21 protein-coding genes are annotated in these 24,573 nt (G+C 72.8%); 9 read left to right on the plus strand and 12 right to left on the minus strand.

What is annotated here, in order from left to right; genetic code table 11:
* The first annotated feature begins 9 nt into the window (after nt 1–9).
* Entirely contained in the window at nt 10–1,677 is a 1,668-nt protein-coding gene (locus tag BLV05_RS34295) for a DUF885 domain-containing protein (protein ID WP_046769508.1), read from the plus strand.
* Here BLV05_RS34295 and BLV05_RS34300 read toward each other — a convergent pair.
* From BLV05_RS34300 to BLV05_RS34310, 3 genes are read right to left on the minus strand one after another with little or no spacing between them, the layout of a single operon-like run.
* Nucleotides 1,674–3,785: a glycosyl hydrolase family 18 protein gene (locus BLV05_RS34300; protein ID WP_082155325.1), complete on the minus strand. Its 2,112-nt coding sequence runs from the start codon at nt 3,783–3,785 to the stop codon at nt 1,674–1,676. The two genes, BLV05_RS34295 and BLV05_RS34300, sit on opposite strands and share 4 nt — an antisense overlap.
* Entirely contained in the window at nt 3,782–5,968 is a 2,187-nt protein-coding gene (locus tag BLV05_RS34305; RefSeq protein WP_082155324.1) for a bifunctional polysaccharide deacetylase/glycosyltransferase family 2 protein, read from the minus strand. The genes BLV05_RS34300 and BLV05_RS34305 overlap by 4 nt, the downstream gene beginning before the upstream one ends.
* Nucleotides 5,965–6,213 (minus strand): hypothetical protein, encoded by a 249-nt coding sequence (locus tag BLV05_RS34310; protein WP_152690801.1) that lies wholly within the window; start codon nt 6,211–6,213, stop codon nt 5,965–5,967. Before BLV05_RS34310 ends, BLV05_RS34305 begins: the two co-directional genes overlap by 4 nt.
* Before the next feature lie 149 nt (nt 6,214–6,362).
* Between BLV05_RS34310 and BLV05_RS38950 the strand changes: the two genes are divergently transcribed.
* The 3 genes from BLV05_RS38950 to BLV05_RS34320 all read left to right on the plus strand — a co-directional run bounded on the left by BLV05_RS38950 (nt 6,363) and on the right by BLV05_RS34320 (nt 8,724).
* Nucleotides 6,363–6,440 (plus strand): putative leader peptide, encoded by a 78-nt coding sequence (locus BLV05_RS38950; protein WP_407717011.1) that lies wholly within the window; start codon nt 6,363–6,365, stop codon nt 6,438–6,440.
* A 111-nt stretch (nt 6,441–6,551) separates the two neighbouring features.
* Nucleotides 6,552–7,952 (plus strand): dicarboxylate/amino acid:cation symporter, encoded by a 1,401-nt coding sequence (locus BLV05_RS34315; RefSeq protein ID WP_046769506.1) that lies wholly within the window; start codon nt 6,552–6,554, stop codon nt 7,950–7,952.
* An 82-nt stretch (nt 7,953–8,034) separates the two neighbouring features.
* The gene (locus BLV05_RS34320; protein WP_063932564.1) at nt 8,035–8,724 is read left to right on the plus strand and encodes a Maf family protein; all 690 of its coding nucleotides are present in this window, start codon (nt 8,035–8,037) and stop codon (nt 8,722–8,724) included.
* Nucleotides 8,725–8,883: 159 nt separating this feature from the next.
* Here the strand turns inward: BLV05_RS34320 and BLV05_RS34325 are convergent, their stop codons facing one another.
* A complete protein-coding gene (locus BLV05_RS34325) occupies nt 8,884–10,413 on the minus strand; it encodes an acyl-CoA carboxylase subunit beta (RefSeq protein ID WP_046769504.1) in 1,530 nt (509 codons plus the stop codon).
* A 26-nt stretch (nt 10,414–10,439) separates the two neighbouring features.
* Nucleotides 10,440–11,606 carry an acyl-CoA dehydrogenase family protein gene (locus BLV05_RS34330; protein ID WP_046769503.1) on the minus strand — a complete coding sequence of 389 codons (1,167 nt, stop codon included), beginning with the start codon at nt 11,604–11,606 and terminating at the stop codon, nt 10,440–10,442.
* Nucleotides 11,607–11,697: 91 nt separating this feature from the next.
* Here BLV05_RS34330 and BLV05_RS34335 point away from each other — a divergent pair, with 91 nt between their 5' ends.
* Nucleotides 11,698–12,087, plus strand: coding sequence for a MerR family transcriptional regulator (locus tag BLV05_RS34335; RefSeq protein ID WP_046769502.1), 390 nt, complete (start codon nt 11,698–11,700; stop codon nt 12,085–12,087).
* Nucleotides 12,088–12,091: 4 nt separating this feature from the next.
* Here the strand turns inward: BLV05_RS34335 and BLV05_RS34340 are convergent, their stop codons facing one another.
* The 4 genes from BLV05_RS34340 to BLV05_RS34355 form a co-directional block, all read right to left on the minus strand.
* Nucleotides 12,092–13,456: a hypothetical protein gene (locus BLV05_RS34340; protein WP_046769501.1), complete on the minus strand. Its 1,365-nt coding sequence runs from the start codon at nt 13,454–13,456 to the stop codon at nt 12,092–12,094.
* On the minus strand, nt 13,453–14,019 hold the full coding sequence (locus BLV05_RS34345) for a SigE family RNA polymerase sigma factor (protein WP_082155323.1): 567 nt from the start codon (nt 14,017–14,019) through the stop codon (nt 13,453–13,455). The genes BLV05_RS34340 and BLV05_RS34345 overlap by 4 nt, the downstream gene beginning before the upstream one ends.
* A gap of 92 nt (nt 14,020–14,111) precedes the next feature.
* Entirely contained in the window at nt 14,112–15,482 is a 1,371-nt protein-coding gene (locus tag BLV05_RS34350; RefSeq protein ID WP_046769499.1) for a hypothetical protein, read from the minus strand.
* On the minus strand, nt 15,479–15,958 hold the full coding sequence (locus BLV05_RS34355; RefSeq protein WP_046769535.1) for a SigE family RNA polymerase sigma factor: 480 nt from the start codon (nt 15,956–15,958) through the stop codon (nt 15,479–15,481). Before BLV05_RS34355 ends, BLV05_RS34350 begins: the two co-directional genes overlap by 4 nt.
* 228 nt (nt 15,959–16,186) lie before the next feature.
* Here BLV05_RS34355 and BLV05_RS34360 point away from each other — a divergent pair, with 228 nt between their 5' ends.
* On the plus strand, nt 16,187–17,968 hold the full coding sequence (locus tag BLV05_RS34360) for an acetyl/propionyl/methylcrotonyl-CoA carboxylase subunit alpha (protein ID WP_046769534.1): 1,782 nt from the start codon (nt 16,187–16,189) through the stop codon (nt 17,966–17,968).
* Between the two features lie 3 nt (nt 17,969–17,971).
* Here the strand turns inward: BLV05_RS34360 and BLV05_RS34365 are convergent, their stop codons facing one another.
* On the minus strand, nt 17,972–19,099 hold the full coding sequence (locus tag BLV05_RS34365; RefSeq protein WP_052762579.1) for a winged helix DNA-binding domain-containing protein: 1,128 nt from the start codon (nt 19,097–19,099) through the stop codon (nt 17,972–17,974).
* Between the two features lie 100 nt (nt 19,100–19,199).
* On the opposite strand from BLV05_RS34365, the gene BLV05_RS34370 reads away from it, so the two are divergent.
* Both BLV05_RS34370 and BLV05_RS34375 read left to right on the plus strand, forming a co-directional pair.
* Nucleotides 19,200–20,459 (plus strand): hypothetical protein, encoded by a 1,260-nt coding sequence (locus BLV05_RS34370; RefSeq protein ID WP_083421464.1) that lies wholly within the window; start codon nt 19,200–19,202, stop codon nt 20,457–20,459.
* Nucleotides 20,460–20,478: 19 nt separating this feature from the next.
* On the plus strand, nt 20,479–20,952 hold the full coding sequence (locus BLV05_RS34375) for an NUDIX hydrolase (protein ID WP_046769498.1): 474 nt from the start codon (nt 20,479–20,481) through the stop codon (nt 20,950–20,952).
* Here the strand turns inward: BLV05_RS34375 and BLV05_RS34380 are convergent.
* Nucleotides 20,949–22,460 (minus strand): HNH endonuclease signature motif containing protein, encoded by a 1,512-nt coding sequence (locus tag BLV05_RS34380; protein WP_083421465.1) that lies wholly within the window; start codon nt 22,458–22,460, stop codon nt 20,949–20,951. The two genes, BLV05_RS34375 and BLV05_RS34380, sit on opposite strands and share 4 nt — an antisense overlap.
* An 81-nt stretch (nt 22,461–22,541) precedes the next feature.
* A complete protein-coding gene (locus BLV05_RS34385) occupies nt 22,542–23,915 on the minus strand; it encodes an NAD(P)H-quinone dehydrogenase (protein WP_046768909.1) in 1,374 nt (457 codons plus the stop codon).
* Between the two features lie 82 nt (nt 23,916–23,997).
* Here BLV05_RS34385 and lspA point away from each other — a divergent pair, with 82 nt between their 5' ends.
* Nucleotides 23,998–24,567 (plus strand): signal peptidase II, encoded by a 570-nt coding sequence (gene lspA / locus BLV05_RS34390; protein WP_046768910.1) that lies wholly within the window; start codon nt 23,998–24,000, stop codon nt 24,565–24,567.
* Nucleotides 24,568–24,573 lie beyond the last annotated feature (6 nt).

The raw sequence follows: 24,573 nt of genomic DNA on the forward strand, positions 1-24,573 counted from the left end.
GTCACCCACGTGACCACTCCGCAGCCGCCGCGCACCGTCGACGAGATCGCTGACGCCTACGTCGACGAGTACGCCGCCCTCGACCCGTACACCGCCACCTACGCCGGCCTGAGCGGCTACGACGACCAGAGCACGGACCTGTCGCCGGACGGGTTCGCGCAGCGCCGGGCGCTCGCGGAGCGGACCCTCGCCGCGCTCGAGACGGCCACCGCGGCCGACGAGCGCGAGCGGGTCGCCGGCGCGGCGATGCGCGAGCGGCTGTCGCTCGACGTCGAGATGGATGAGGCCGGGCTGAACCGCAGCCTCAACGTCATCGAGAGCCCCATGCACTGGACCCGCGAGACGTTCGACCTGATGCCCACCGACACCGACGAGCAGTGGGCGAACATCGCCGCCCGCATGCGCGCGGTGCCGGCCACGCTGGAGCAGTACCGCGCGACGATGGACGCCGACATCGCCGCGGGCCTCCCGCCGGCCCGCCGCCAGGTGCTCGCCGTCGCCGAGCAGGCCGCACGGGTCGCCGACACGTTCTTCACCGGGCTGGCCGCGGGCGGGCCCGACGCACTGCGCGCCGACCTCGACGCGGCCGCCGCGGCGGCGTCCGAGGCGTTCCGGGCGTTCGGCGGCTACCTCGGCGAGACGGCGGCGCCGGCGGCCCGCGAGCAGGACGCCGTCGGCCGTGACGTCTACGCCGTCGCCTCCCGGTACTTCCTCGGCGCGGCCGTCGACCTCGACGAGACCTACGAGTGGGGCGTCGCCGAGCTGGCCCGCCTCGAGGCCGAGCTGGCCGAGGTCGCGCAGGACATCGTCCCCGGCGGCACCGTCGACGACGCCGTCGCCGCGCTCGACGCCGACCCGGCCCGCAAGATCACCGGGACCGACGGGCTGCAGTCGTGGATGCAGAAACTGTCCGACCGCACCATCGAGGCCATGAACGGCGTGCACTTCGACATCCCGGAGCCGATCCGCCGGCTGGAGTGCCGCATCGCGCCCACCCAGGAGGGCGGCATCTACTACACCAGCCCGAGCGACGACTTCAGCCGTCCGGGCCGCATGTGGTGGTCGGTCCCCGAAGGCGTCGAGGAGTTCTCCACCTGGCGCGAGACGACGACGGTGTTCCACGAGGGCGTGCCCGGCCACCACCTGCAGGTCTCCCAGGTCATGTACCGGCGCGAGGTGCTCAACCGCTGGCAGCGGCTGCTTTGCTGGGTGTCCGGCCACGGCGAGGGCTGGGCGCTGTACGCCGAGCGGCTGATGGCCGATCTCGGCTTCCTCGACGACCCCGGCGACCGCCTCGGCATGCTCGACAGCCAGACATTCCGGGCCGCCCGCGTCGTCGTCGACATCGGCTTCCACCTGGGCAAGGACGTCCCCGCGTCGCTGGTCGCGGCGGACGGGCTGCCGGCCGGCCGGTGGACGCCGGAGTCGGCGTACACCTTCATGCGGGCGCACTGCCGCATGCCCGCCGAGTTCCTCCGCTTCGAGGTCGACCGCTACCTCGGCTGGCCGGGCCAGGCGCCGTCGTACAAGATCGGCGAGCGGATCTGGCTGGCCGCCCGCGACGACGCCCGGCGGCGCAAGGGCGACGCGTTCGACCTGCGCGAGTTCCACCGCGCGGCACTCGACCTCGGCTCGCTCGGCCTCGACCCGCTGCGCGAGGCCCTGGCCCGCCTCTAGCCGCGCCGGTCACCGTCCGCCGGCGCCCGCAGGACGCGCCAGAGCTGCGGGTCCTCGCCGCCCAGCCGCCAGAGGAACACGCCGCCGAGGCCGTGCTCGTCGACGAGCTCGACCTTGGCGGCGAGGCTGGCCGCGTCCTCGAACCAGACGGCGTGCTGGTCGCCGCCGTCGAGGTAGGCGAACCAAGGCGCCTGCGCGTCGGTGTCCCAGTAGACGGAGCCGGCGTGATGCTCGGCGGCGGCCATGGCGTCGGCGAACATCACGCTCTGGGCGGGTCCCTCGCCGCCGGCGTTCCAGTCGTAGCCGTGCGCGGCCAGCCCGAGCACCAGCCGGTCGCGCGGGACGTGCACGACGGCGAACCGTACGACGTCGGCCACCCACGCGACCGGCGCGATCGGGCCCGGGTCGGAGCCGGACCACGCGTGGTCGTAGGCCATGATGCGCACCTCGTCGACGGCCTCGCCGGCCACCGCGTAGAGGCCGGCGACACCGCGCGGGTCGTCGGCGGTCACCGCCGGCAGCGCCGCCGTCAGCCGGTGACCGCTGGCGTGCAGGGCGTCGCCGAGCTCGCGGAGGAACTCGCCGAAGGCGGCGTAGCTGACAGGGGTCAGCGCCTCGTAGTCGATGTCGATCCCGTCCCAGCCGTTCGTGCGGACGGTGCTGGTGATCGCCGCGACGTGGACGGCCCGCAGCTGCGGGTCGGTGACCAGCCGGTGCACCAGCGCGCCGTCCCAGTGGTCGTCGCGGTAGTTGCTGATCGACGGGATCACCTCCAGGCCGAGCGACTCGGCCCGGCGGACCACCGGCTCGATCTCGGAGGACTGGTTGCGCTCGAGGCCGCCGCCGTCCGTCGGCGTGTACCAGACCGGACTCAGCGAGTTCAGCGCACCGGCCGTGTCGGGCAGCGACGCCAGGCCGCGGTCCTGGTCCCACGGGACGATGTAGGCGCCGACGGTGCCGAACCGCTCCGGCTCGGGGTTCGCGGGCGGGTCCGGCGCCGTCGCCCAGGCGGCCACCAGCACGGCGGTGAGCGCCGCCAGGCCGGTCCGGCTGAACACGACCGCGACGCCACGGTTCCACCACGGACGGCGCGGCCGCCCGGCGGCGATGACCTCGACCCAGCCGAACAGGACCGCGGCCAGCACCGTCAGCGCCGCCGCGACGACGGCGACCGGCCCCAGCCGGGCGACGCCGAACTCGTCGCCGGCCGCCCACGCCAGGGCGATGGCGACGCTGTGCCACAGGTAGAGCGTCACGGCGCGCGCCGCCGTGAAGTCGACCAGCCGGCTCGCCCCTGGCAGACGCTCGACCGGATCCGCCGACGGCGACCAGCGCAACAGCAGCAGGACGATCGCCACCGACCAGAGCGCCAGCGGGATGCCGTCGAGGTCGCCCCACCCGGTGCCGCGATGGGTCAGCGCCCAGGCCAGGCCGGCGCAGATCGCGACGGAGACGGCTGGGGCCACGGCGCCCGAGACGGGCAGCCGGCGCAGCGCCCCGGTGCGGTCGGCGAAGCCGAGCAGCCAGCAGGCACCGAACGTGGCGAAGTCGCGCACACCACCGGCGGCCGCGCCGAGCGCGTCCGGATCCAGTCCGCCGGCGCCGATCGCGACGACGAGGGCGAGCGGCGCGAGCACCGTACCCACCGGCCAGCGGCGGAACGCCCACATCAGCACCGGTGACAGGACGACGAACCAGAGGTAGGCACGGACGTACCACAGCGGCTCGGTGACGTCGGCCGCCCACGCGCTGCCGGGCGGGTCCAGCAGCGGCACGATCCAGTAGACGAGCTCGTTCCAGCGCAGCGGGTCGACGCCGTCGCGGACGGTCCAGCCGTGCCAGAACATCGCGGGCACGACCACCGCGCCCAGCAGCCACAGCGGCGGCAGCAGCCGGCGCAGCTGCCGGGCGACCGCGTCGAAACCGCCGCCGTGCTCCAGCGACCGCGCCATCAGCGAGCCCGCCACGGCGAACAGCACACCCATCGCCGGGACCACGACCGGCCGCCAGGCGGTGCCGGCCAGCTGAGCGCCCATCACGCACACCAGCGCCACCGACAGGTACACGTCGAGGTACCGCTCGCGAGGCGTCACAGCCGACCCGGTCATCGCGGCGGCTCCGCGGCGGCGGGGACGGCACCGGGCCGATCCGCCGGTCCCGGCAGGCCGCCGGCCCGGCGCAGCTTCTGCCAGCGCAGCCGGATCCCGGCCAGCGCCGTGACGATCGACTGGATCACGACCGCGTACATCAGCTGCCGGTACACCAGCTGCTGCAGCGGCAGCAGCCACAGGCCGCGCATGCGCTCGCCGTCGAGCCGGCACGCGTAGGCCCCGGCCAGCAGCTGGCTGACGACCAGCGCGAGCCAGGCCACGACCGTGCGGACCGGGTCGAGGAAGAGCAGGCCGTACACGAGGAACACGTCCATCAGCGGCGCCAGCAACGGCAGCAGCACCTGGTAGAGCGCCAGGTGCAGCAGCCCGACCCGGCCGAAGCGGCCCGACCGCCCCGGCTCGACCACGGCCCGCCGGTGCTTCCACATCGCCTGGATGGTCCCGTAGCTCCAGCGGTAGCGCTGCCGCCACAGCTCGCCCATGCCGGCGGGCACCTCGGTCCAGGCAATGGCGCCGGGCTCGTAGACGACCCGCCAGCCGGCCCGCGAGATCGCCATGGTCAGGTCGGTGTCCTCGGCCAGCGTGTCGTCGCTGACGCCGCCGACACCGGTCAACGCGCGCCTCCGGTACGCGCCGACGGCGCCGGGCACCGTCGTCATGCATTGCAGCACGTCGTAGGCCCGGCGGTCGATGTTGAAGCCGACGACGTACTCGATGTGCTGCCAGGCGCCGAGCACCCCGGACCGGTTCGCGACCTTGGTGTTGCCGGCGACGGCGCCGACACCGGGGTCGGCGAACGGCTGCACGAGCCGGCGGACGGTGTCCCGGCCGAAGGTGGTGTCGCCGTCCATCATGACGATGAGGTCGTGCCGGGCGCGCGCGATGCCGGTGTTCAGGGCAGCCGGCTTGCCGCCGTTGGGCTGCCTGATCACCGTGACGCCCGGCAGGTCCAGCGCGCCCACCACCTCCGCCGTCGCGTCGGTGGAGCCGTCGTCCACCACGATCACCTCGATCGGGTGATCGCTGCGGGCCACCGACCGGACCGTGGCGGCGATGCACGCCTCCTCGTTGTACGCGGGGACGATCACCGACACCGGCTCGCGGACCGCCGTCCGCCGCGTTCTCCTGCGCCACCGCCGTGCGTGCCGGCCGGCCAGGACCACCAGCGTCAGCAGCCGCAGGATCACCAGGCCGCCCGCCACTGCCGTCAGCACGGCCAGGACGGTCGTCGTCGCCGTCGCCGCCCGCACCAGGACGAGCAAGGTCGCGCCGCGCAGTTCCTCCGTCCAGCCGGCCGGCGGGTTGACCTCCTCGTTCCCGACCAGCTCACCGACCGTGCTGAACCGGTAGCCGCGGGCCCGCAGCTCGGGGATCAGCCGGTCCAGCGCCTCGACCGTCTGCGACCGGTCGCCACCGGCGTCGTGCATCAGTATGACGCCGCCCGCGCCGTCGCTCGGGATGGCGTCGCGCACGATCGCCGCCGCGCCGGGACGGGCCCAGTCCTTGGTGTCGTGCGTGGTCAGGACGGTGAGATAGCCCTCCTGGCCGAGGTAGCGCAGGGCCCGCCAGCTGACGTCGTCCACGGCCTCCGCCACCGACGAGTACGGCGGCCGCACCAGCGACGACGTCACGCCCGCGGCGCCGGCGACAGCGAGCTGGGTCTGCGAGAGCTCCAGCTCGCGCCGCCAGTCCGGCACGTAGGCGAGGTCCGGATGGGTGAATGTGTGGACGCCCACCTCGCCGCCGGCCGCCCGGATGTCGCGGACCAGGTCCGGCCGGCGTGCGGCGAGGTTGCCGACGACGAAGAACGTGGCGGGGACGTCGTGCCGGCGCAGCACCTCGAGGATCTGCGGCGTCCACACCGGGTCAGGCCCGTCGTCGAACGTGAGCACCACGGTCCGGTCCGGGATCGGGTGGGTGCGAGCGACGCCGCCGCGCAGGTCGATCAGCGGGCCACCGGCGTGGACCAGGTCCGGCACGCCGTGGGCGCCGCCGGGCGCCTCGACCTCGTGATCGGCGCCGAATTGCGCCATCACCAGCCCGTTCACCAGCAACAGGACGGCGAGGAGGACGGCGATCACGCTGAGCAGCAGCCAGTGCAGCCGCGGCGCGGCGGCCGGGTTCGTGCGCACGACCCGCGATCGCCGGCCCTGCAGGGCGAGCGGCCGGCCGCGTCTCATCGCGAGACGCCGACCTCGGCGGGCCGCGGTGCCCGCTCGGCCGGCGGTTCCACGGACTCCGCGCCGCCGGGCCGGACCGGATCGGCGGTCAGGCCCGCGACCAGCAGCACGACGTACAGGATGCAGAGCACCGCCACCGCCAGCCCGTAGCCGACCAGCCAGCGGCGCCGCCGGCCGCGTGGGTCGAGGAACACCGGCGTCCCGGCGGCACGATGGACGTCGTGCATGATGGCCCCCCATCGCACGATCACAGGCTCGGTCGACACTGCCGGCGTAGCCGGCAGTCGCCTGGGGCCAATGTTGCCACTCGTGGGCATGATCGTGCCGAATTGTCCCGGAAAATCTCCCGGAATCGGGAATACCCAGGTCATGACGGCTCGTTGAGCACGCTGACATGGTGAATATCTGGGGTCTCACTCAGCGCCTGCACGTCGATCTGCGACGTCAGGCCAGTTCTGCCTGTCCGGCCTAGTCCGCAGCACCCGCGCGCGCCCAGGGCGTAGCCCTGCCCCGGCGACGCAGTCTGCCCGCGCGCGGCTCCCGCCTCACCCCGTCCCCTCCCCCCGTTCCGGAAGGTCTCTGCATGTCCGAAACCACGACCGCCGGCGCGCCCGCGTCCCGCCGGCTGCGTCTGCCCTCGTTCTCCGTCCAGGTCCTGCTCGGCCTGGCGCTCGGGGTCGTCCTCGGCCTCGTGGCCCGTGAGCTGGGCCCGGCCGCCGACGGCAACCCGAACTGGCTGACCAGCACCCTCGACACCGTCGGCGGGCTGTTCGTCGACCTGCTGCGCGCGGCCGTCATCCCGCTGATCTTCACCGCGATCGTCGCGAGCATCGCGAACCTGCGCAACGTCACCAACGCGGCCCGGCTGGCCGGGCAGACGCTGCTGTGGTTCGCGATCACCGCCTTGATCGCGGTCGCCATCGGCATCGCGCTCGGCCTGATCCTGCAGCCGGGCGACCACACGTCCGTCACCCAGGACCAGGCCGCCGAGCCGGGCCGCACCGGCGACTGGTGGGCGTTCCTCACCAGCCTGGTGCCGACCAACTTCCTCGCACTGACGGCGTCGACGTCGATCGACCCGGAGTCCGGGGCGGCGGCCACCAGCCTGTCGTTCAACGTGCTGCAGTTCGTGGTCGTATCCGCGGCCATCGGCATCGCCGCGCTGAAGATCGGCGACAAGGCCGAGCCGTTCCTGGCGTTCAACCGGGCCGCGCTGTCGATCGTCCAGAAGGTGCTCTGGTGGATCATCCGGCTGGCCCCGATCGGCACCATCGGCCTGCTCGGCTACGCCGTCGCCGACTACGGCTGGGACGCGATCGGCTCGCTCGGCCGGTTCACGCTGGCCATCTACGTCGGGCTGGCGCTGGTGCTGTTCGTCGTCTACCCGGTCCTGCTGCGGGCGCACGGCCTGAACCCGCTGAAGTTCTTCACCGGCGCCTGGCCGGCGATCCAGCTGGGCTTCGTGTCCCGCTCGTCGGTCGGCACGCTGCCGGTGACCGAGCAGGTCACCGAGCGCAACCTCGGCGTCTCGCGGTCCTACGCGTCGTTCGCGGTGCCGTTCGGCTCGACGACGAAGATGGACGGGTGCGCCGCGATCTACCCGGCGATCTCGGCGATCTTCGTGGCGCAGTTCTTCGGCCTCGACCTGTCGGTGTCGGACTACCTGCTGATCGCGCTGGTCTCCGTCGTCGGCTCGGCCGCGACCGCCGGCACGACGGGCGCCACCGTCATGCTCACGCTGACGCTGTCGACGCTGGGCCTGCCGCTGGCCGGCGTGGGCCTGCTGCTCGCCGTCGACCCCATCCTCGACATGGGCCGCACGGCGGTCAACGTCGCCGGGCAGGCGCTGGTCCCGACCATCGTCGCCAAGCGTGAGGGCCTGCTGGACCTCGACGTCTACAACTCCGACCGGCGCGGTGACGTGTTCGCCGACGGCGGCGAAGATCGAGACAAGACGGCCGACTTGGCGTTAACCTCTCCGTGATCATACTCACCCGATGATCGTCGGCGGTCGATCCAGTCACAGGCATCGACCGCCGATGATCATTTTCGGTAACGTGAGGTCCGTGGTGCGCCTGCTGCTCGCTTCCCAGTCCCCCGCCCGGCTGGCGACCCTGCGCTCGGCCGGCATCGAACCCGTGGTCCAGGTCTCCGGCGTCGACGAGGACGCGGTCCTGGCCGAGGCCCGCGCCAGAGGCCCCATACCGCCGCACGACGTGCCGCTGCTGCTCGGCCGGGCCAAGGCCGAACGGGTCGCCGGCAAGACGTTCGCCGGCATGATCGTCCTCGGCTGCGACTCCGTCCTCGAACTCGACGGCGAGATCCACGGCAAGCCCGCCGACGCCCTCGACGCCGTCCGCCGCTGGCGGCGCATGCGCGGCCGGTCCGGCGTCCTGCACACCGGCCACTGGCTGATCGACCTGCGCGAACCCGACGACGGCGGCACCGGCCGGTCCATCGGCGACACCGCCAGCACGACGGTGCACTTCGCCGACCTCTCCGACGCCGAGATCCGCGCCTACGTCGCCACCGGCGAGCCGATGCGCGTCGCCGGCGCCTTCACCATCGACGGCCTCGGCGGCCCGTTCGTCACCGCCATCGACGGCGACCACCACAGCGTCGTCGGGCTGTCGCTGCCCCTGCTGCGGACCTTGCTCGGCCGGCTCGGCGTCTCGATCACCGAGCTGTGGCGCACCGACCCCGACCACGAGCCGGTCCGCCGCCGCGCCCGTCGCGCCGCCACCCGCGAAGGCTAGGGGGTGTCTGATGGATCTTCGGCGGCGCGGATCGACGCCCAGACGCCGACCAGCTGCGTTGGCGTCGTCGCCCGATGGCACCGCATCGATCTCCTCCTCCGCCTTGCTGGACCGACGACTGGACGCCGCCCGCATCCACCAAGATCCATCAGACACCCCCTAGACCGGCGGCACCCCGTGGCGACGTTCGGAGAAGCGGCGGTCCTTGCCGGCGGCGGCCGCCAGGCGGGCGACCAGCTGGCCCCGTAGCTCCTCAGGCTCCACGATCGCGTCGATGACGAGGTCGGACGCCAGCCGCAGGATGTCGATGTCGGCCTCGTACTCCAGCCGCAGCCCGGCCACGTACGCGGCCCGCTCGGCCTCGTCCTCGATGGCGGCGATCTTGTTGAAGTAGACGGCGTTGACGGCCGCCTCCGGGCCCATGACCGCGATCTTCGCCGTCGGCAGCGCGAGGCAGGCGTCCGGGCCGAAGCCGGGACCGCACATCGCGTAGAGGCCGGCGCCGTAGGCCTTGCGGACGATCACCGAGACCGTCGGCACCGTCGCCTCGGCGACCGCCGTGATCATCTTGGCGCCGTGCCGGATGATGCCCTGCCGCTCGACCTCGGAGCCGATCATGAAGCCGGGCACGTCGGCGAGGTAGATCAGCGGCACGTTGAACGCGTCGCACAGCCAGATGAACCGGGCCGCCTTGTCCGCGGAGTCGGTGAACAGCACGCCGCCCTTGACGGCGGGCTGGTTCGCGACGACGCCGACCGGCTGCCCCTCCAGCAGCCCGAACCCGGTCACCAGCTCGGCCGCGAACAGCGGCTTGACCTCGAAGAACGAGTCGTCGTCGACGAGCGCGCCGATGACATCGTGGATGTCGTAGCCGACCGACTCCTCGGCGGGGACGAGGTCGCGGGTGAACTCGCGGGCCGCGCCGCCGGCGGCGTACGTGGGCGGGGCCTGGCGCCACGACCCGGGCAGGTAGGAGAGGAACGCCTTCGCCTGCTCGATCGCCTCGGCGTCGTCGGCGGCGAGGTTGTCGCCGCAGCCCGACACCGTCGCGTGCATACGGGCGCCGCCCATCTCCTCGAGCGTGACCTTCTCGCCGACGACCATCTCGGCCATCCGCGGCGAGCCGAGGTACATCGACGCGTTGCCCTCGACCATGATCACGATGTCGCAGAACGACGGGATGTAGGCGCCGCCGGCCGCGCTGGGCCCGAACAGGCAGCAGATCTGCGGCACCCGGCCGGACAGCGCGACCTGGTTGTGGAAGATGCGACCGGCGCCGCGGCGGCCGGGGAACAGGTCGACCTGGTCGGTGATGCGGGCGCCGGCGGAGTCGATGAACCAGAACACCGGCAGCTCGTCGCGCAGCGCCGTCTCGGTGACCCGGACGATCTTCTCGACGGTGCGGGCGCCCCACGAACCGGCCTTGACGGTGGAGTCGTTCGCGACGACCAGCGCCGGCCGGCCCTCGACCAGCCCGCGGCCGGTGACGACGCCGTCGGCGGGCAGGCCGGTGGCCAGCGCGTTGGCCAGCTGGCCGTCCTCGACGAACGTACCGGTGTCGAACAGCAGGTCGATGCGGTCGCGGACGTAGAGCTTGCCCTGCGCCGCGAGCTTGGCGGCGCCGGCGTCCGACGGGACCTCGGTCGCCTTGCGCGCCGCGTCGACCTCGGCGTAGTGGTCGCGCCCCACGGCGCCCCTCCCTGTCACGGGCACGATCATGCCTGAACCGGCAGCCCCAGTCCGCGCGCGAGCACGAGCCGCTGGATCTCGCTGGTCCCCTCGCCGATCTCGAGGATCTTCGCGTCGCGGTAGAAGCGCGCCACCGGGTACTCCTCCATGAACCCGTAGCCGCCGTGCACCTGGGTCGCGACCCGGGTCGCGGTGACGGCGGACTCCGTCGCGTAGAGCTTGGCCGACGCCGCCGCCTGCTTCACCTGCTCGGCCGGCGCGCCGGCGTCGCGCAGGGCCGCCGCGCGGTACGTCAGCAGCCGGGCGGCCTGTGCCATGACCTCGAGGTCGGCGATCTGGAACGCGACGGCCTGCTTGGCGCCGATCGGCACGCCGAATGATGTCCGCTCGTGCGCGTAGCCGACCGACGCGTCGAGCATGGCCTGGATGCAGCCGACCGCCAGCGCCGCGATGGCGATGCGGCCGTCGTCGAGCGTCGCCAGGAACTGCGCGAACCCCTGGCCCCGCTGCCCGAGCAGGTGGTCGGCCGGCACCCGGGCGCCGTCGAACGTCAGCGGGTGGGTGTCGGACGCGTGCCAGCCGAGCTTGTCGTAGGCCGGCTCGACGATGAAGCCCGGCGTGCCGGCGGGGACGATGATCGCGGAGATCTCCGCGCCGCCGCCGGGCCGCTCGCCGGTGCGTGCGGTGATGGTGACGCAGCTGGTCAGCTCGGTGCCGGAGTTGGTGATGAACTGCTTGGCGCCGTCGACGACCCACTGGTCGCCGTCGAGGACCGCACGGGTCGTCGTGGCGCCGGCGTCGGATCCGGAGCCGGGTTCGGTGAGGCCGAACGCGGCCAGCGCGCGGCCGGCGAGCAGGTCGGGCAGCCAGCGGGCCTTCTGCTCGTCGGTGCCGTAGGACAGGATCGGCGTGATGCCCAGACCGACGGCCGCCTCGAGCGTGATGCCCATCGACTGGTCGACCCGGCCGATCTCCTCGATCGCCACGCACAGGCTGGTGAGGCCGCCGCCCGCGCCGCCGTACTCCTCGGGCGCGGTCAGGCCGAACAGCCCCAGCTCGCCCATGGCCCGGAGGACGGAGGTCGGGAACTCGTGCTTGCGGTCCCACTCGGCGGCGTGCGGCGCGATCTCGGCCCGGGCGAAGTCGCGGACGACCGCGCGGAACTCCTCGTGTTCGGTGGAGAGCTCGAACATGTGGTTCCCGCTTCCGTAGCGCGTGCGTACTTGACGTTTACGTTAACGTAAGTTCGACCGTCGTACCAGTGATGGGACCGGAGGAGTGGGTGTGACCGAGACCGAGCGGACGTGGAGCATCGCCGAACTGGCCGACGAGTACGGCATCACGCTGCGCACGATCCGGTTCTACGAGGAGCAGGGCCTGCTCACCCCCGCCCGCAACGGGACCCGCCGGGTCTTCCACGACGGCGACCGCGTGCGGCTGGGCCTGGTGTTGCGCGGCAAGCGGCTCGGCTTCCCGCTGGACGAGATCAAGAAGATCATCGGCATGTACGACGCCGAGCCCGGCGAAGTCGGCCAGCTGCGCTACCTGCTCGACCAGATCGAGCACCGGCGCGACGAGCTGGAACAGCGGCGGCGCGACATCGACGCCACCCTGTCCGACCTCGCCGAACTGGAGCGCCGCTGCCGCGCCGACCTGGGCCGCCTCACCGGCTGACGGTTCACCCGTAGCAGTTCTGCCCGCCGTCGAGATGGAAGTTGTCCACCAGGTCACCGCCGGCGAAGTTGATGACCCACTGCAGGTCTGGCCGGCCCGCGACGGTCACATAGGGGTCGAACGAGTCACCCTCGATCAGACCCGGATAGGCGGCGAGCACCTCGCTCCTCGTCGACCCGACCCTGATCCCCTCCGGCGTCCGGACCTCCGCACTGGACCGGAGCACCGTGACCCGCCACTCGCTGTCGTCGATCGAGCCGTCCCCTGACAGGTCGCGCCGGTGTGAGATCCATCCCGACACCTGCCCGCGGACGAAGCTGCCGTAGCAGGCGCCGCCCTGATGGGTGGTATCGATCTCGACGTTGCCCAACGCCTCCAGCTCGGCCAGCGTCATGCCGATCTGGACGCCTTCCAGCCCTGCCGGGTCGAACACCGGCAGGTCCGGTTCCTCGTATGGCTGCGGGTTCGCGCCGCAGTTGTCCAGGCCGTCGTGGACGATCCGGCTCACCAGGCCGTCGGTGACCTCGAATGCCCAGAACGAGATCACGCCGTCCAGCCCGCGGATCACCGTGGCGAGGTCGTCGCCGTCGTCCGCGGAGGTCTCCGGATACGCGGTCCAGACGTCGGCGGCGAGGCTGCCCACCCCGATGCCCTCGGGCGTGCGCACCGGGACGTCCGGCACCAGGGTCGCCACCTCGTAGGCGGCCATGATGTCCTCCGGCGGTTCGCCGATCGCCCCGCGCAGCGAGATGTAGCCGTGCGCCCGCTCGGTGCGGAACTCGCCGTAGCACAGCTCCGGCCGGTCGGAGTCGCCGCGCAGCCGGGTGATCTGCACCCCGGGCACCTGCTGCAGCTCGGCCAGCGTCATGCGCACCTGGACGCCGTCGAACGGCGCGGCCGGGTCGAGCAGCGGCAGGCCGATGACGTCCACCGGGACCGGGACGTCCGTGGGCTGCTCGCCGCCCGGATCGGCGCCACCGGCCGACGACCCCGTCGGGTCGCCCGTCACGTCGCCGGCCGGCTCTCCGGTGGCCGCTCCGGTGGGGTCGCCGACGGGCGTTTCGGACGGGCTGGCCGCGGGAGCCGGCAGCGTCACCGGGTCCGGAGTCAGCTCCGGGGCGAGCATGGCCGGCGACTCGGCCGGTTCCGGCTCGTACCCGGCGTCGGCGGAGAACTGACCGGTGACGGCCATCGAGCCGACCGCCAGCGCGGCCACCACACCGACCGAAGCCGCCGTGGACGCGACCATGCGCACCGTGCGTCGCCGGCGAGCGCCGCGGACGATCCGCCCGACCGCGTCGGTGCTGGACGGCACCGCGAGCCGGTCGTCGCCGAAGATCCGGCGCAACTCGTCGTCGAAGTCGTTCATCGGTCGCTTCCCTCCACCGAGGACAGACTCGCCCTCAATTTCGCCAGCGCCTTGCTCGCCTGGCTCTTCACCGTGCCCGTGGAGATCCCGAGTGCCGCCGCGATCTGCGCCTCGGACAGGTCCTCGTAGTAGCGCAGCACCAGCACCGCCCGCTGCCGTGGCGGCAGCTCGGCCAGTGCCTGCCAGACCGGCTCGCCGTCGAGGCGGTCGGCCGGCAGGTCGGCGCGCTCGGGGAACTCGTCGACCAGCACCTCACGGCGACGACGACGCCAGCGGCTCACGTGCGCGTTCGCGATCGCCCGGCGGACGTAGGCCTGCGGGTCGACGTTCTGGCGCATGAGCTTCCCCCAGCGCGACCCCACCTTCTCCAGCACCGTCTGCACCAGGTCGGCGCCGTCGTGCGGCGACCCGGTCAGCGCGTGCGCGTATCGGAGCAGCCCGGGCAGACTCGCCCGGACGAAGTCCTCGAACTCGACCGTCGCCTCGCCCGCCTCGGAACGGCCCGCGAACGCCGCCGCACCCACCGCCGGTGCGGCCTCCTCGCCAGGAGACTGAAGGAACATCACGACCCCGCTTCGCCCGTTCTGCCTCGTTGCTGTGATGACGCCCGGACGAGCCGTCCGGTTGCCTGTGTCCAATGCAGGTTCCTGTCGGGTCAGCCAGCGCAGATCTGTCCGGCGTCGAGGCCGAGGCCCGACACCGTCTCGCCGTCGCTGCTGAGGAAGATCCAGCGCACCGCCGGGTTGCCGGGGTCCGCGACGAACGGGTCGAACGTGTCGCCCTCCCTGACGTCCGGGTAGGCCTCGCGGACCTGCTCGATCGTCGACCCGGGCCCGATGCCGAGCGGCGTCGTGAGGCCCGCCGCCAGCGAGGTGACAGCCGTGACGCGGTAGTCGTCGTCGGATTCCGCACGCTCCGCCTCGGTGACCCAGTCGGAGCGCACGGAGACCCACCCGGAGACGTCGTCGCCCAGCTCGAAGCGGCTGTGGCACACCCCGAACTCGTCCTCCATCGGCGTGATGACGACGCCGTCGACGGCCTGCAGCTCGGTCAGCGTCATGCCGAGCCGGATCGGAGCGAAGATGTCCTCCCCCTCAACCCGCCAGCTGGCGTCGGTCTCGCCGCCGGGCGTCTCGGTGCCGGTCTCGGTCCCCTCGTCGGCGCCGGTCTCGTCGTTCGGCGGCTCGGTGCCGGCGGGCGGATCCTGCGGCTCCTCGCCGGTCTCGTCGCCCTCGCCGCCTTCGTCGCCGCCGGTGGGCGGGTCGAGGATCGGCGCGCGGTGGCACTGCTGCAGGCCCTCCATCATGATCTCGGTGACCACGCCGCCGGCCATCGTGAACTCCCAGCCGCGCACGATGATGTCCTCGCCCTCGAACGTCGCGCGGTGCCCGTTGTCGGGCTTGCCGAAGAGGTCGAGGTTCGGGTACGCCGCGAGGAGGTCGCTCTCGGACGAGCCCGGCGTGATGCCCTCGGGCGTCGCCACCGGCACGTCGAAGTGCATGGTGGACACCTCGTAGTACGGGTTCAGGTCGTCCGGGGTCACGCCGAACGTGCCGCGGGTCGAGATGTACCCGTGCGCGTTGGCGCTGCGGTACTCGCCGTAGCAGAGCTCGGTGTACCCGTCCTCCGGTTCGAACCGGGTGATCTCGACGCCGTCGAGGTTCTCCAGGTCGGCGAGCTTCGTGCCGACGGTGAGCCCGTCGATGCCCTCGTTCGGGTACACCATGACCGGCTCGGCCGGCGTGGTGGTGGTCGGCGCCGGGGTCGTCGGATCGTCCGTCGCGCCGGACGGCGTCCCCGCCGGGCCGACAGCGTCCGGACCGGCGGTGAACTGGTCCGCCACGGCGAACGATCCCACAGTCAGCGCGGCGACCATGCCGACGGAGCCCACCGTCGTCGCGGCCAGCCGGGCGGCGCGGCGGCGCCGGGCGCCCCGCACGATCCGGTCGACGGCGTCGGCGCGCGGTGTGAGCGCGAGCCGGTCGTCGCCCAGCAGGCGGCGCAGTTCGTCGTCGAACTCGTTCATCGGTCTCTTCCCTCCACCGAGGACATGGTCGTCCTCCACTTCGTCAGGGCCTTGCTCGCCTGGCTCTTCACCGTGCCCGCGGTGATGCCCAGAGCCGCGGCGATCTCCGCCTCGGACAGGTCCTCGTAGTAGCGCAGCACCACCACGGCGCGCTGCCGCGGCGGCAGGCCGGCCAGTGCCTGCCAGAGCGGCTCGCCGTCGAGACGGTCCGGAAGGGACACGCCGCGATCGGGCAGCTCGTCGACCAGCACCTCGCGCCGGCGCCGCCGCCAACGGCTCACGTGCGCGTTCGCCATCGACCGCCGCACGTAGGCGAGCGGGTCGGTGTCGTGCCGGATGATCTTCGACCAGCGCGCGCCGGCCTTCTCCAGCGCCGTCTGCACGAGGTCGGCCGCGTCGTGCGGCGACCCGGTCAGCGCGTATCCGTAGCGCAGCAGGCCAGGCAGACTGGCCCGGGCGAACTCCTCGAACTCCATGGTCGCCTCGTCCGGCTCGGAGCGGCCCGCGATCACCGTCGCACCCACGGCCGGTGCGGCTTCCCCGTCTGGGGACTCTATAAGCATCACGACCCCGCTTCGCCTGTCTGCCTCGATGCCGTGAACACGCAGGACGGGCCGCGCCGGTTGCCCGCGACCAGGAGACACCCGGCGTTCCGCTTAGACTCGCCTCCAGTTCTGGGAGGAGTCAGCGTGGAGTACCGCCGGATCAGCAAGGTTCTCGTGGCCAACCGCGGCGAGATCGCGGTGCGGGTACTCCGCGCCTGCCGCGACGCCGGCCTGGCCGGCGTCGCCGTCTACGCCGACGGCGACCGCGACGCGCCACACGCCCGGCTCGCCGACGAGGCCTACGCGCTCGACGGCGCGACCGCCGCCGAGACCTACCTGGTCATCGCCAAGCTGCTCGACGTCGCCGAGCGGGCCGGCGCCGACGCCGTCCACCCGGGCTACGGCTTCCTGGCCGAGAACGCCGAGTTCGCGCAGGCCGTCCTCGACGCCGGGCTGGTCTGGATCGGCCCGCCGCCGGCCGCCATCACCGCGCTCGGCGACAAGGTCAGCGCGCGCCACATCGCCGCCCGGGCCGGCGCCCCGCTGGTCGCGGGCACGTCCGACCCCGTCACCGGCGCCGCCGAGGTCGTCGCGTTCGCCGAGGAGCACGGCCTGCCGGTCGCCATCAAGGCGGCCTACGGCGGCGGCGGCCGCGGCCTCAAGGTCGCTCGCACGCTGGAGGAGATCCCGGAGCTGTACGAGTCCGCGGTGCGCGAGGCGGTCGCGGCGTTCGGCCGCGGCGAGTGCTTCGTCGAGCGCTATCTCGACCGGCCGCGGCACGTCGAGACCCAGTGCCTGGCCGACCGATATGGCGCGGTCGCTGTGATTTCGACCCGCGACTGCTCGCTGCAGCGGCGGCACCAGAAGTTGGTCGAGGAGGCGCCCGCGCCGTTCCTCACCGACGAGCAGAACGCGCAGCTCTACCGCGCGTCCAAGGCGATCCTGCGCGAGGCCGGCTACGTCGGCGCCGGCACCTGCGAGTTCCTCGTCGGCACCGACGGCACCATCTCGTTCCTCGAGGTCAACACCCGGTTGCAGGTCGAGCACCCGGTCACCGAGGAGGTCACCGGCCTCGACCTCGTCCGCGAGATGTTCCGCATCGCCGAGGGTGAGGAGCTGGGCTACGACGACCCGGTCGTCCGCGGCCACTCCATCGAGTTCCGCATCAACGGCGAGGACCCCGGCCGCAACTTCCTGCCCACCCCGGGCAGGGTCACGACGTTCCGGCCACCGTCGGGGCCCGGCGTGCGGGTCGACGCGGGCGTCGAAGCGGGCAGCGTCGTCGGGCAGAACTTCGACTCGCTGCTGGCCAAGCTGATCGTCACCGGCACCACGCGGCGGCAGGCGGTCGAGCGGGCCCGGCGGGCGCTGGCCGAGTTCGAGGTCGGCGGGCTGGCCACCGTCATCCCGTTCCACCGCGCGGTCCTCGACGACGCCGCGTTCGTCCCGGCCGCCGACGGCGAGCCGTTCGCCGTCCACACCCGCTGGATCGAGACCGAGTGGGCGAACCCCGTCCCCCCGTTCACCGGCGGCGACGCAGACGGCGCCGAGGGCGACGACGCGCGCGAGCGGGTCACCGTCGAGGTCGGCGGGAAGCGGCTGGAGGTCGTGCTGCCGGCCGGGCTCGGGGCGTCGGCGAGCGCTGGGGCCGTCAACCCGGGTACTGCCCGGCGGCCGGTGCGCCGCGCCGCCGGTCGGGCCGGCGGGGCCGCGGGGGCGGCGGGTGGCGACGCGCTCACGTCGCCGATGCAGGGCACGATCATCAAGGTGGTCGCCGAGGACGGGCAGACGGTCGCCGAGGGCGACGTCGTGGTCGTCATGGAGGCGATGAAGATGGAGCAGCCGATCACGGCGCACAAGGCCGGCACGGTCACCGGGCTGAGCGCCGAGGTGGGCACGACGATCGGCAACGGCGCCGTCATCTGCACCATCGAGGGCTGACCCTCACCCCCAGGTGAGCCGCGGCTCGGCGTCGTACAGCTCACCGTAGCGGGCGGCGGCGGTCTTGGCCGCCTTCTTCGTGGCGGCTGTGACCTTCGCGAACGGCTCGACGGTAACGGTGAGGGTGCCGTTCTTCAGCTCATGGCTCCACACGCCGCGGGCGACGCCGTCGACCAGCAGGACCGGCGAGATCCAGCCGGCGGCGCGCGACACGCGGTCGATGAAGCCGTCGGGCACCGTCTGCTCGCGGTGCCCGATGGGCGCGATGACGTACGGGTCGAACCCCGGCAGCAGCTGCACCCCGGTGGCGTCGGCCTTCTCTTTCTGGAGGTCGGCCAGCGTGGCCGGCGTGGACCAGTGGGCGATGCCGTCGACCTCGACCTGGACCATGACCTCGGCGTATTCCTTGAACAGCCGGCGCGCCTTGGCGGCGTCGACGCCCCACCAGCGGCTGAAGTCCTCGTGCGTGGCCGGACCGTAGACGTCGAGGAACCGCTCGAGGACGGCCGTCATGGCGGTCGAGTGGTCGGGCTGCGCGTCCCACGAGACGTCGGGCAGCCAGGTGCGCGGGCTGGTGAAGGTGACGTTGCGGTCGCGCTCAGGCCCCGAGCAGAGCAGGCCGCCCGCGGCGGCCGGCTTGAACATCTGGCCCCAGCCGGACCGCACGGCCTCCTCGAGCCCCGGCGCCTTCACGACGGTGGCGATCTCGGCCAGCAGTTCCTCGCGCGTGAGCACCTTGCCCGGCAGCACCTCGCCGATGACCTCGGTGATCTGTTTGAGCGCCGCGAGGTTGATGCCGTGGTAGCGCTCCCAGGCGGCGTTGACGTTAGGCCACTGCCGGTGCTCCCACGCCGAGACCAGCAGCGGCAGATCGTCGGCCGGGAACAGGTGCAGCGTGCCGCGCATGCCCCACGTCTTCACCAGCGTGCGGTCGGTCCACAGCGCCGTCGAGGCGTCGCCCAGCCGGTAGCCGGGTGTGCGCACCCCGGCGATGAGCTCGGCGGACGACGCCACCTGCGCGTGCAGCCCGACCAGCCGGCCCGCCGTGCCGACCAGATCGGCGGACGGGTCGGTGACGTGCAGGCGCCGCAGCCGGCGGGCGAGCACCTGGCCCCAGGTGACCTTCTCCACGGGTCCATCGAACCACCTGTCCCCGACAACGTCGCGCCGCCTGATCGACTCAGGCGGACCTGCTCGTGGCACAGAGGCCAAGACCGTGGATGATGGGTACATGGCGAGCAACTTGGACGACGTCGCTTCCGAGCTCGAACGTTCCCCCCTCTACGTGCACCCCGACGCGGTCGGCGAACTCAACGACGAGGGAGTCACGTTCGACGACGCCGCCCAGTCCGATGCGCGCTCCGCCATCGAAGGGGCGTCCTCGACGTTCTTCGTCGCTGTCCTTCCTACTGCCATGGCCGATCCCGGCGTGGCCGGCCAGCTGAACCAGCAGCTCGGAGAGGGCACCTATCTCGTGGTCTTCGGTGATCAGCGGCTGAGCGCCGGCTCCACCGCCTTCACCGACGCCGACCAGATGGCCACTCAGCAGCTTGGAAACTCCCCCGACAATCTCGGCGAGGGCATCTCCAGCTTCGTCGACACGGCAGAGCAAACCATCTCCGGACAAGGCTCCGGAGGCGACGGAGGTGCGAGCTCCGGGTCGGGCGACGGCGGCGGTGCCGGCGGCGGGCTGCTGCCCCTTGCGATCCTGGCGGCGGCGGGCGGTGGGGGTTTCCTGCTGTACCGCCGCAACAAGCGGAGCAAGGAACGCGCTCAGCTCCAGCAGGTCCGCGGAGCTCTCGAGGAAGACATCACCAAATACGGTGAGCGGCTCTCCGAGCTCGACCTCGACCTGCGCCAGGACTCCAAGGTCCCGATCGAGGCCCGCAACGAGTACGGCCGCGCCCTCGACCTCTACGAGAACGCCAAGACGTTCGCCGACCGCGCCGAGAGGCCCACCGACCTCAAGCCGGTCACCCACGCCCTGGAAGAAGGTCGCTGGCTGCTGGCGTGCGTCGACGCCCGCGCCAAGGGCGAGCCACTGCCCGCGCGGCGGCTGCCCTGCTTCTTCGACCCCGGTCACGGCCCGTCGGTCGAGGACATCGAGTGGGCGCCCGCCGGCGGTGCGCCGCGTACCGTCCCGGCATGCGCGGCCGACGCGTTCCGGGTCAGGAACGGGGAGGACCCCGAGACCCGCATGGTCCCGGTCGGCGACGACGGTGAGCGGCGGCCGTACTACGACGCCGGGCCTGCGTACGGCGGCTGGGCGGGCGGCTACTTCGGCGGCCTGTTGCCCGGCATGCTCATCGGCACGATGCTCGGGTCTGCGATGTCGAGCCCGGTCTACATCGACGGTGGAGGCGGCGACGGCGGCGGCGGCTTCGACGGCGGCGGTGGCGACTGGGGCGGCGGCGGCTTCGACGGCGGCGGTGGCGACTGGGGCGGCGGCGGCTTCGACGGCGGCGGTGGCGACTTCGGCGGCTTCGAGTGACGCGGTAACGTCCTGATCCGTGCCGACTCCTGAGTTCATCCTGAACCTGCGCGAACACGTCGGCCACGACCTGCTGTGGCTGACCGGCGTGACCGCGGTGATCGTCGACGACGAGGGGCGGGTGTTGTTGCACCAGCGCTCCGACACCGGCCAGTGGGCGCTGATCTCCGGCATCCTCGAGCCCGGCGAGCAGCCCGCCGTCGCCGTCGTGCGGGAGGCGTTCGAGGAGACGGGCGTGCACATCGAGGTCGACCGCATCACCAGCGTCCTCACCGGACCGGCCGTCGCTTACCCGAACGGCGACCGCGTCCAGTTCATGGACGTCGCGTTCCGGTGCCGGCCGGTCGGCGGCGAGGCACAGGTGAACGACGACGAGTCGCTGGCGGTCGGGTGGTTCGCGCCCGACGACCTACCGCCCCTGGATGACGACCACCGGGCCAGGCTGCTGCGGGCGCTGAAGGACGAGCCCGCCGCCTACTTCGTCCAGCCCTAGCCCGCCCGCGCGGGCGGCTTCAGGAAGTGGTGTCCGGTCGGGCTGCGCCATCGGGTGGTGCCGTCGGGTTGTCGTTCGACGGCCCACTTGGCGTGGTGTTTGAGCAGGTGGTGGGTTTCGCACAGCGCGTGGCAGTTCGCGGCCGAGGTGGCGCCGCCGGCGGCGAAGGACACGATGTGGTCGATGTCGCAGCTGCGGGCGGCCCGGTGGCAGCCCGGTGCGCGGCAGGTGCGGTCGCGGGCGGTGATGAAGTCGGCCAGCGCCTTGGTGGGCCGATACTTCCTGCGCCCGAGGTCGAGCAGCTGCCCGGTGCCGGGATCGGTGGATAGCCAGGTCCACACCCCCTCGGCGGCCAAGGCTCGCGCGACGTGGGCGGGGATCGGCCCGTACCCGTCCAGCTCGCCGGGCTCGTCGGTCAGCCCGCACAGTGCCGTGAACGGGATCGTGACGTGCACGCTGATCGGCCGCCGCCGCGGCCCGGTCGTCACCGCCGTTGCTCGCTCGGGCGGGCCGCTGCTCGTCGCAGCCGCGGCAGTCTGGCCGGGGGTGGGGTCGGGGGTGGGGCGAGTGGCGGCGTCGGCGCAGGCGGTGAGGGCTTCCCAGCCCAGGTCGGCGAGGGCGTCGGCGCGGCGCTGGTCTCGGGTGCGGGCCGGCCTCCCGGCGGCGGCGTCGGCGCGCTTGGCGTCCGCGGCGGCGACGTTCAACGCCGTGTCGATCGCGGTGGCGTCCTCCGCCGGCATCAGCGCCTCGACGAACGACATCCCGTCCGACGCCGGCGTGACGGCCACATACCGGCGGTCACGAGCACGCCGGTGACGCTCGGCGGTCTCGACCGGCGCGAGCTCATGCAGCAACCGCTTGATCAGCGCCCGCAGAGCAACAGAATCCAGGTGCGGCGCCTTCGGCAACACCGCGGCCTCCACCCGCTCCCGCACGGCCGGGTCCTGTCCGCCGAGCTCGTCGGTGATGACTCGAGCACGCCGCAGATCGATCAACCCGGCCGACAGGCAAGCGTGCGTGTCGGGGAAGTCCTCGACCAGCTGCAGCGAGTGACCGACCAGGTTCTCCGCCTGCCTGGCGGTGAGGTGGCGGCGCCCGGCCACCGCGACCGCGGTGTTCGTCACCGGGTTCGCCGACCTGTATCCGGTCTGGTCGGGGCGCATCTCCGCCCGTGAGGCGAGCGCGGCCGAGACCGCCGCCTGCAGACCCTCGGTCCACGCCTCCAACCGGCCGAGCGCCGCGGCCACCTCCAGCAGGTCACCCGCCTCGGCATGCGCCGGGTCGAACCGGGCGACCATCGCCGCCAGCTCCGGCCCCGGAGGCAACTCGTCCGCGTCGGGCGGGAACACCGCTGCCGCAGGCACCGCGGCGTAGCCGGCGGCCAGCTGGTCCAGCTGAGCATCCAGGTCGGGATCGATCACATCGCACGGGTCCGGCGCCACGCACTGACCCTCCGACGCCGGGCCTATACCCGGCAACGGAGCAGACAGCAGCGCTTCCTCGAACATGCGAACCACCCTAGCCGGGCCCACCGACAAGGTCAGAAAAGCGGCAGCGACCAGCCCAGACGGCGGCTCGGTCGCGGTGGCTCAGTCGCGGCGGTGCAGCTGCCGTGCCGCCTCGGCCACCGACCCCGACAGCGACGGGTAGACGGTGAAGGCGCGGGCCATCTGGTCGACGGTGAGGGACGCCTCGACGGCGAGTGAGATGGGGTGGATCAGCTCGCTGGCCCGCGGCGCCACCACGACGCCGCCGACGATGATGCCGGTGCCGGGCCGGCAGAACAGCTTCACGAAGCCGTCGCGGATGCCCAGCATCTTCGCCCGCGCGTTGGTGGCCAGCGGCAGCTTGACGGCGACGGCGTCGATGTCGCCGGCGTCGACGGCGGCCTGGCTCCAGCCGACGGTGGCGATCTCGGGGTCGGTGAAGACGTTCGCGGCGACGGTCTTGAGGTTCAGCGGCGACACGGCGTCACCGAGGGCGTGCCACATCGCCGTTCGCCCCTGCATGGCCGCCACCGACGCAAGCATGTTGACGCCAGTGACGTCGCCGGCCGCGTAGACGCCGCGGGCGGACGTGCGGGAGACGCGGTCGACCTTGACGAAACCGCGGTCGTCGAGGGCGACGCCGCACTCGGACAGCCCCAGACCCTCGGTGTTCGGCACCGACCCGACCGCCATCAGGCAGTGCGAGCCATGCACCGTCCGCCCGTCGGTCAGCTCGACGATCACGCCGCCGCCGTCGTCGTCGCGCCGTACCGAGGCCGCGCGCGACCGCGACAGTACGTTCAGCCCGCGCCGCGCGAACACCTCTTCCAAGACGTACGCGGCGTCGGCGTCCTCGCCGGGCAGGACGCGGTCGCGCGACGACACCAGCGTGACGTCGGAGCCGAGGGCGTTGTAGGCGCTGGCGAACTCAGCACCGGTGACGCCCGACCCGACGACGACCAGGTGCGACGGCAGCTCGTCGAGGTCGTAGACCTGCTCCCAGGTGAGGATCCGCTCGCCGTCGGGCTCGGCCTCGGGCAAGATGCGCGGCCGCGCGCCGGTGGCCAGCAGCGCGACGTCGGCGACGAACTCGTGGGCGCCGTCGTCGACGACGACGCGGTCGCCGGGCGCCAGCCGGCCGGCGCCGCGCAGGATCCGCACGCCGGCCTTCTCGACCGCCGCCGTGGTGTCGGCCGACTGCGCCTTGGCGAGGTCGAGCACCCGCCGGTTGACCCGCCGCAGGTCGACACCGACGGAGTCGTCGCCCAGCTCGACACCCAGCTCCGCCGACTCCGCGGCGTCGCTGACCACCTCGGCGGTCGCGATGAGGGTCTTGCTGGGCACGCAGTCGGTGAGCACGGCCGAGCCGCCGACGCCGTCGCGATCGACCAGCGTGACCTCACCTCCGAGCTGCGCCGCCACCAGCGCCGCCTCGTAGCCGCCGGGTCCGCCGCCGAGAATCGCCACACGTGTCACGCGGCCATTGTCGCGTACCCGGCGACGCCGCGTCGCCCGCCCGGTGCTCGGAGGTCGCCGACCGGCATGGCACCCTTACACCGTGCCGACCACACCCGACCCCGCGGCCGGCGACGATCCCGCGGCCGGCGACGCGGCGCCCGCAACGCCCGCACCGGTCAACTGGCGGCTGATCGGCCGGCTCGCCGCCCTCACCGTCGTCGTGACGGCGGTCGACCAGCTGACGAAGTGGTGGGCCGAGAACGAGCTGGCCGGCCGGGAGCCGATCGAGATCGTCGGCGACCTGCTGCAGCTGCGGCTGCTCTACAACTCCGGCGCGGCGTTCTCGATCGCGACCGGCATGACGTGGCTGCTGACGCTGATCGTGGTCGCGGTGATCGCGGCGGTGATCCGGGCGTCGGCGAAGCTGGGCTCGACGGCGTGGGCGATCGCGCTCGGGCTGCTGCTCGGCGGCGCGTTCGGCAATCTGATCGACCGGCTGTTCCGCGATCCTGGCTTCCCCGAGGGGCACGTCGTCGACTTCATCGACTACGGCGGCCTGTTCGTGGGCAACATCGCCGACATCGCCATCACCGCCGCGGCCATCCTGATAGCCGTCCTCACCTGGCGCGGCGTCAGCATCGACGGCATCCGCCGCGGCACCGCGCGGTAGGGTCGG

Origin of the sequence: Jiangella alkaliphila (genome assembly GCF_900105925.1) — a bacterium.
Lineage (GTDB): Bacteria > Actinomycetota > Actinomycetes > Jiangellales > Jiangellaceae > Jiangella > Jiangella alkaliphila.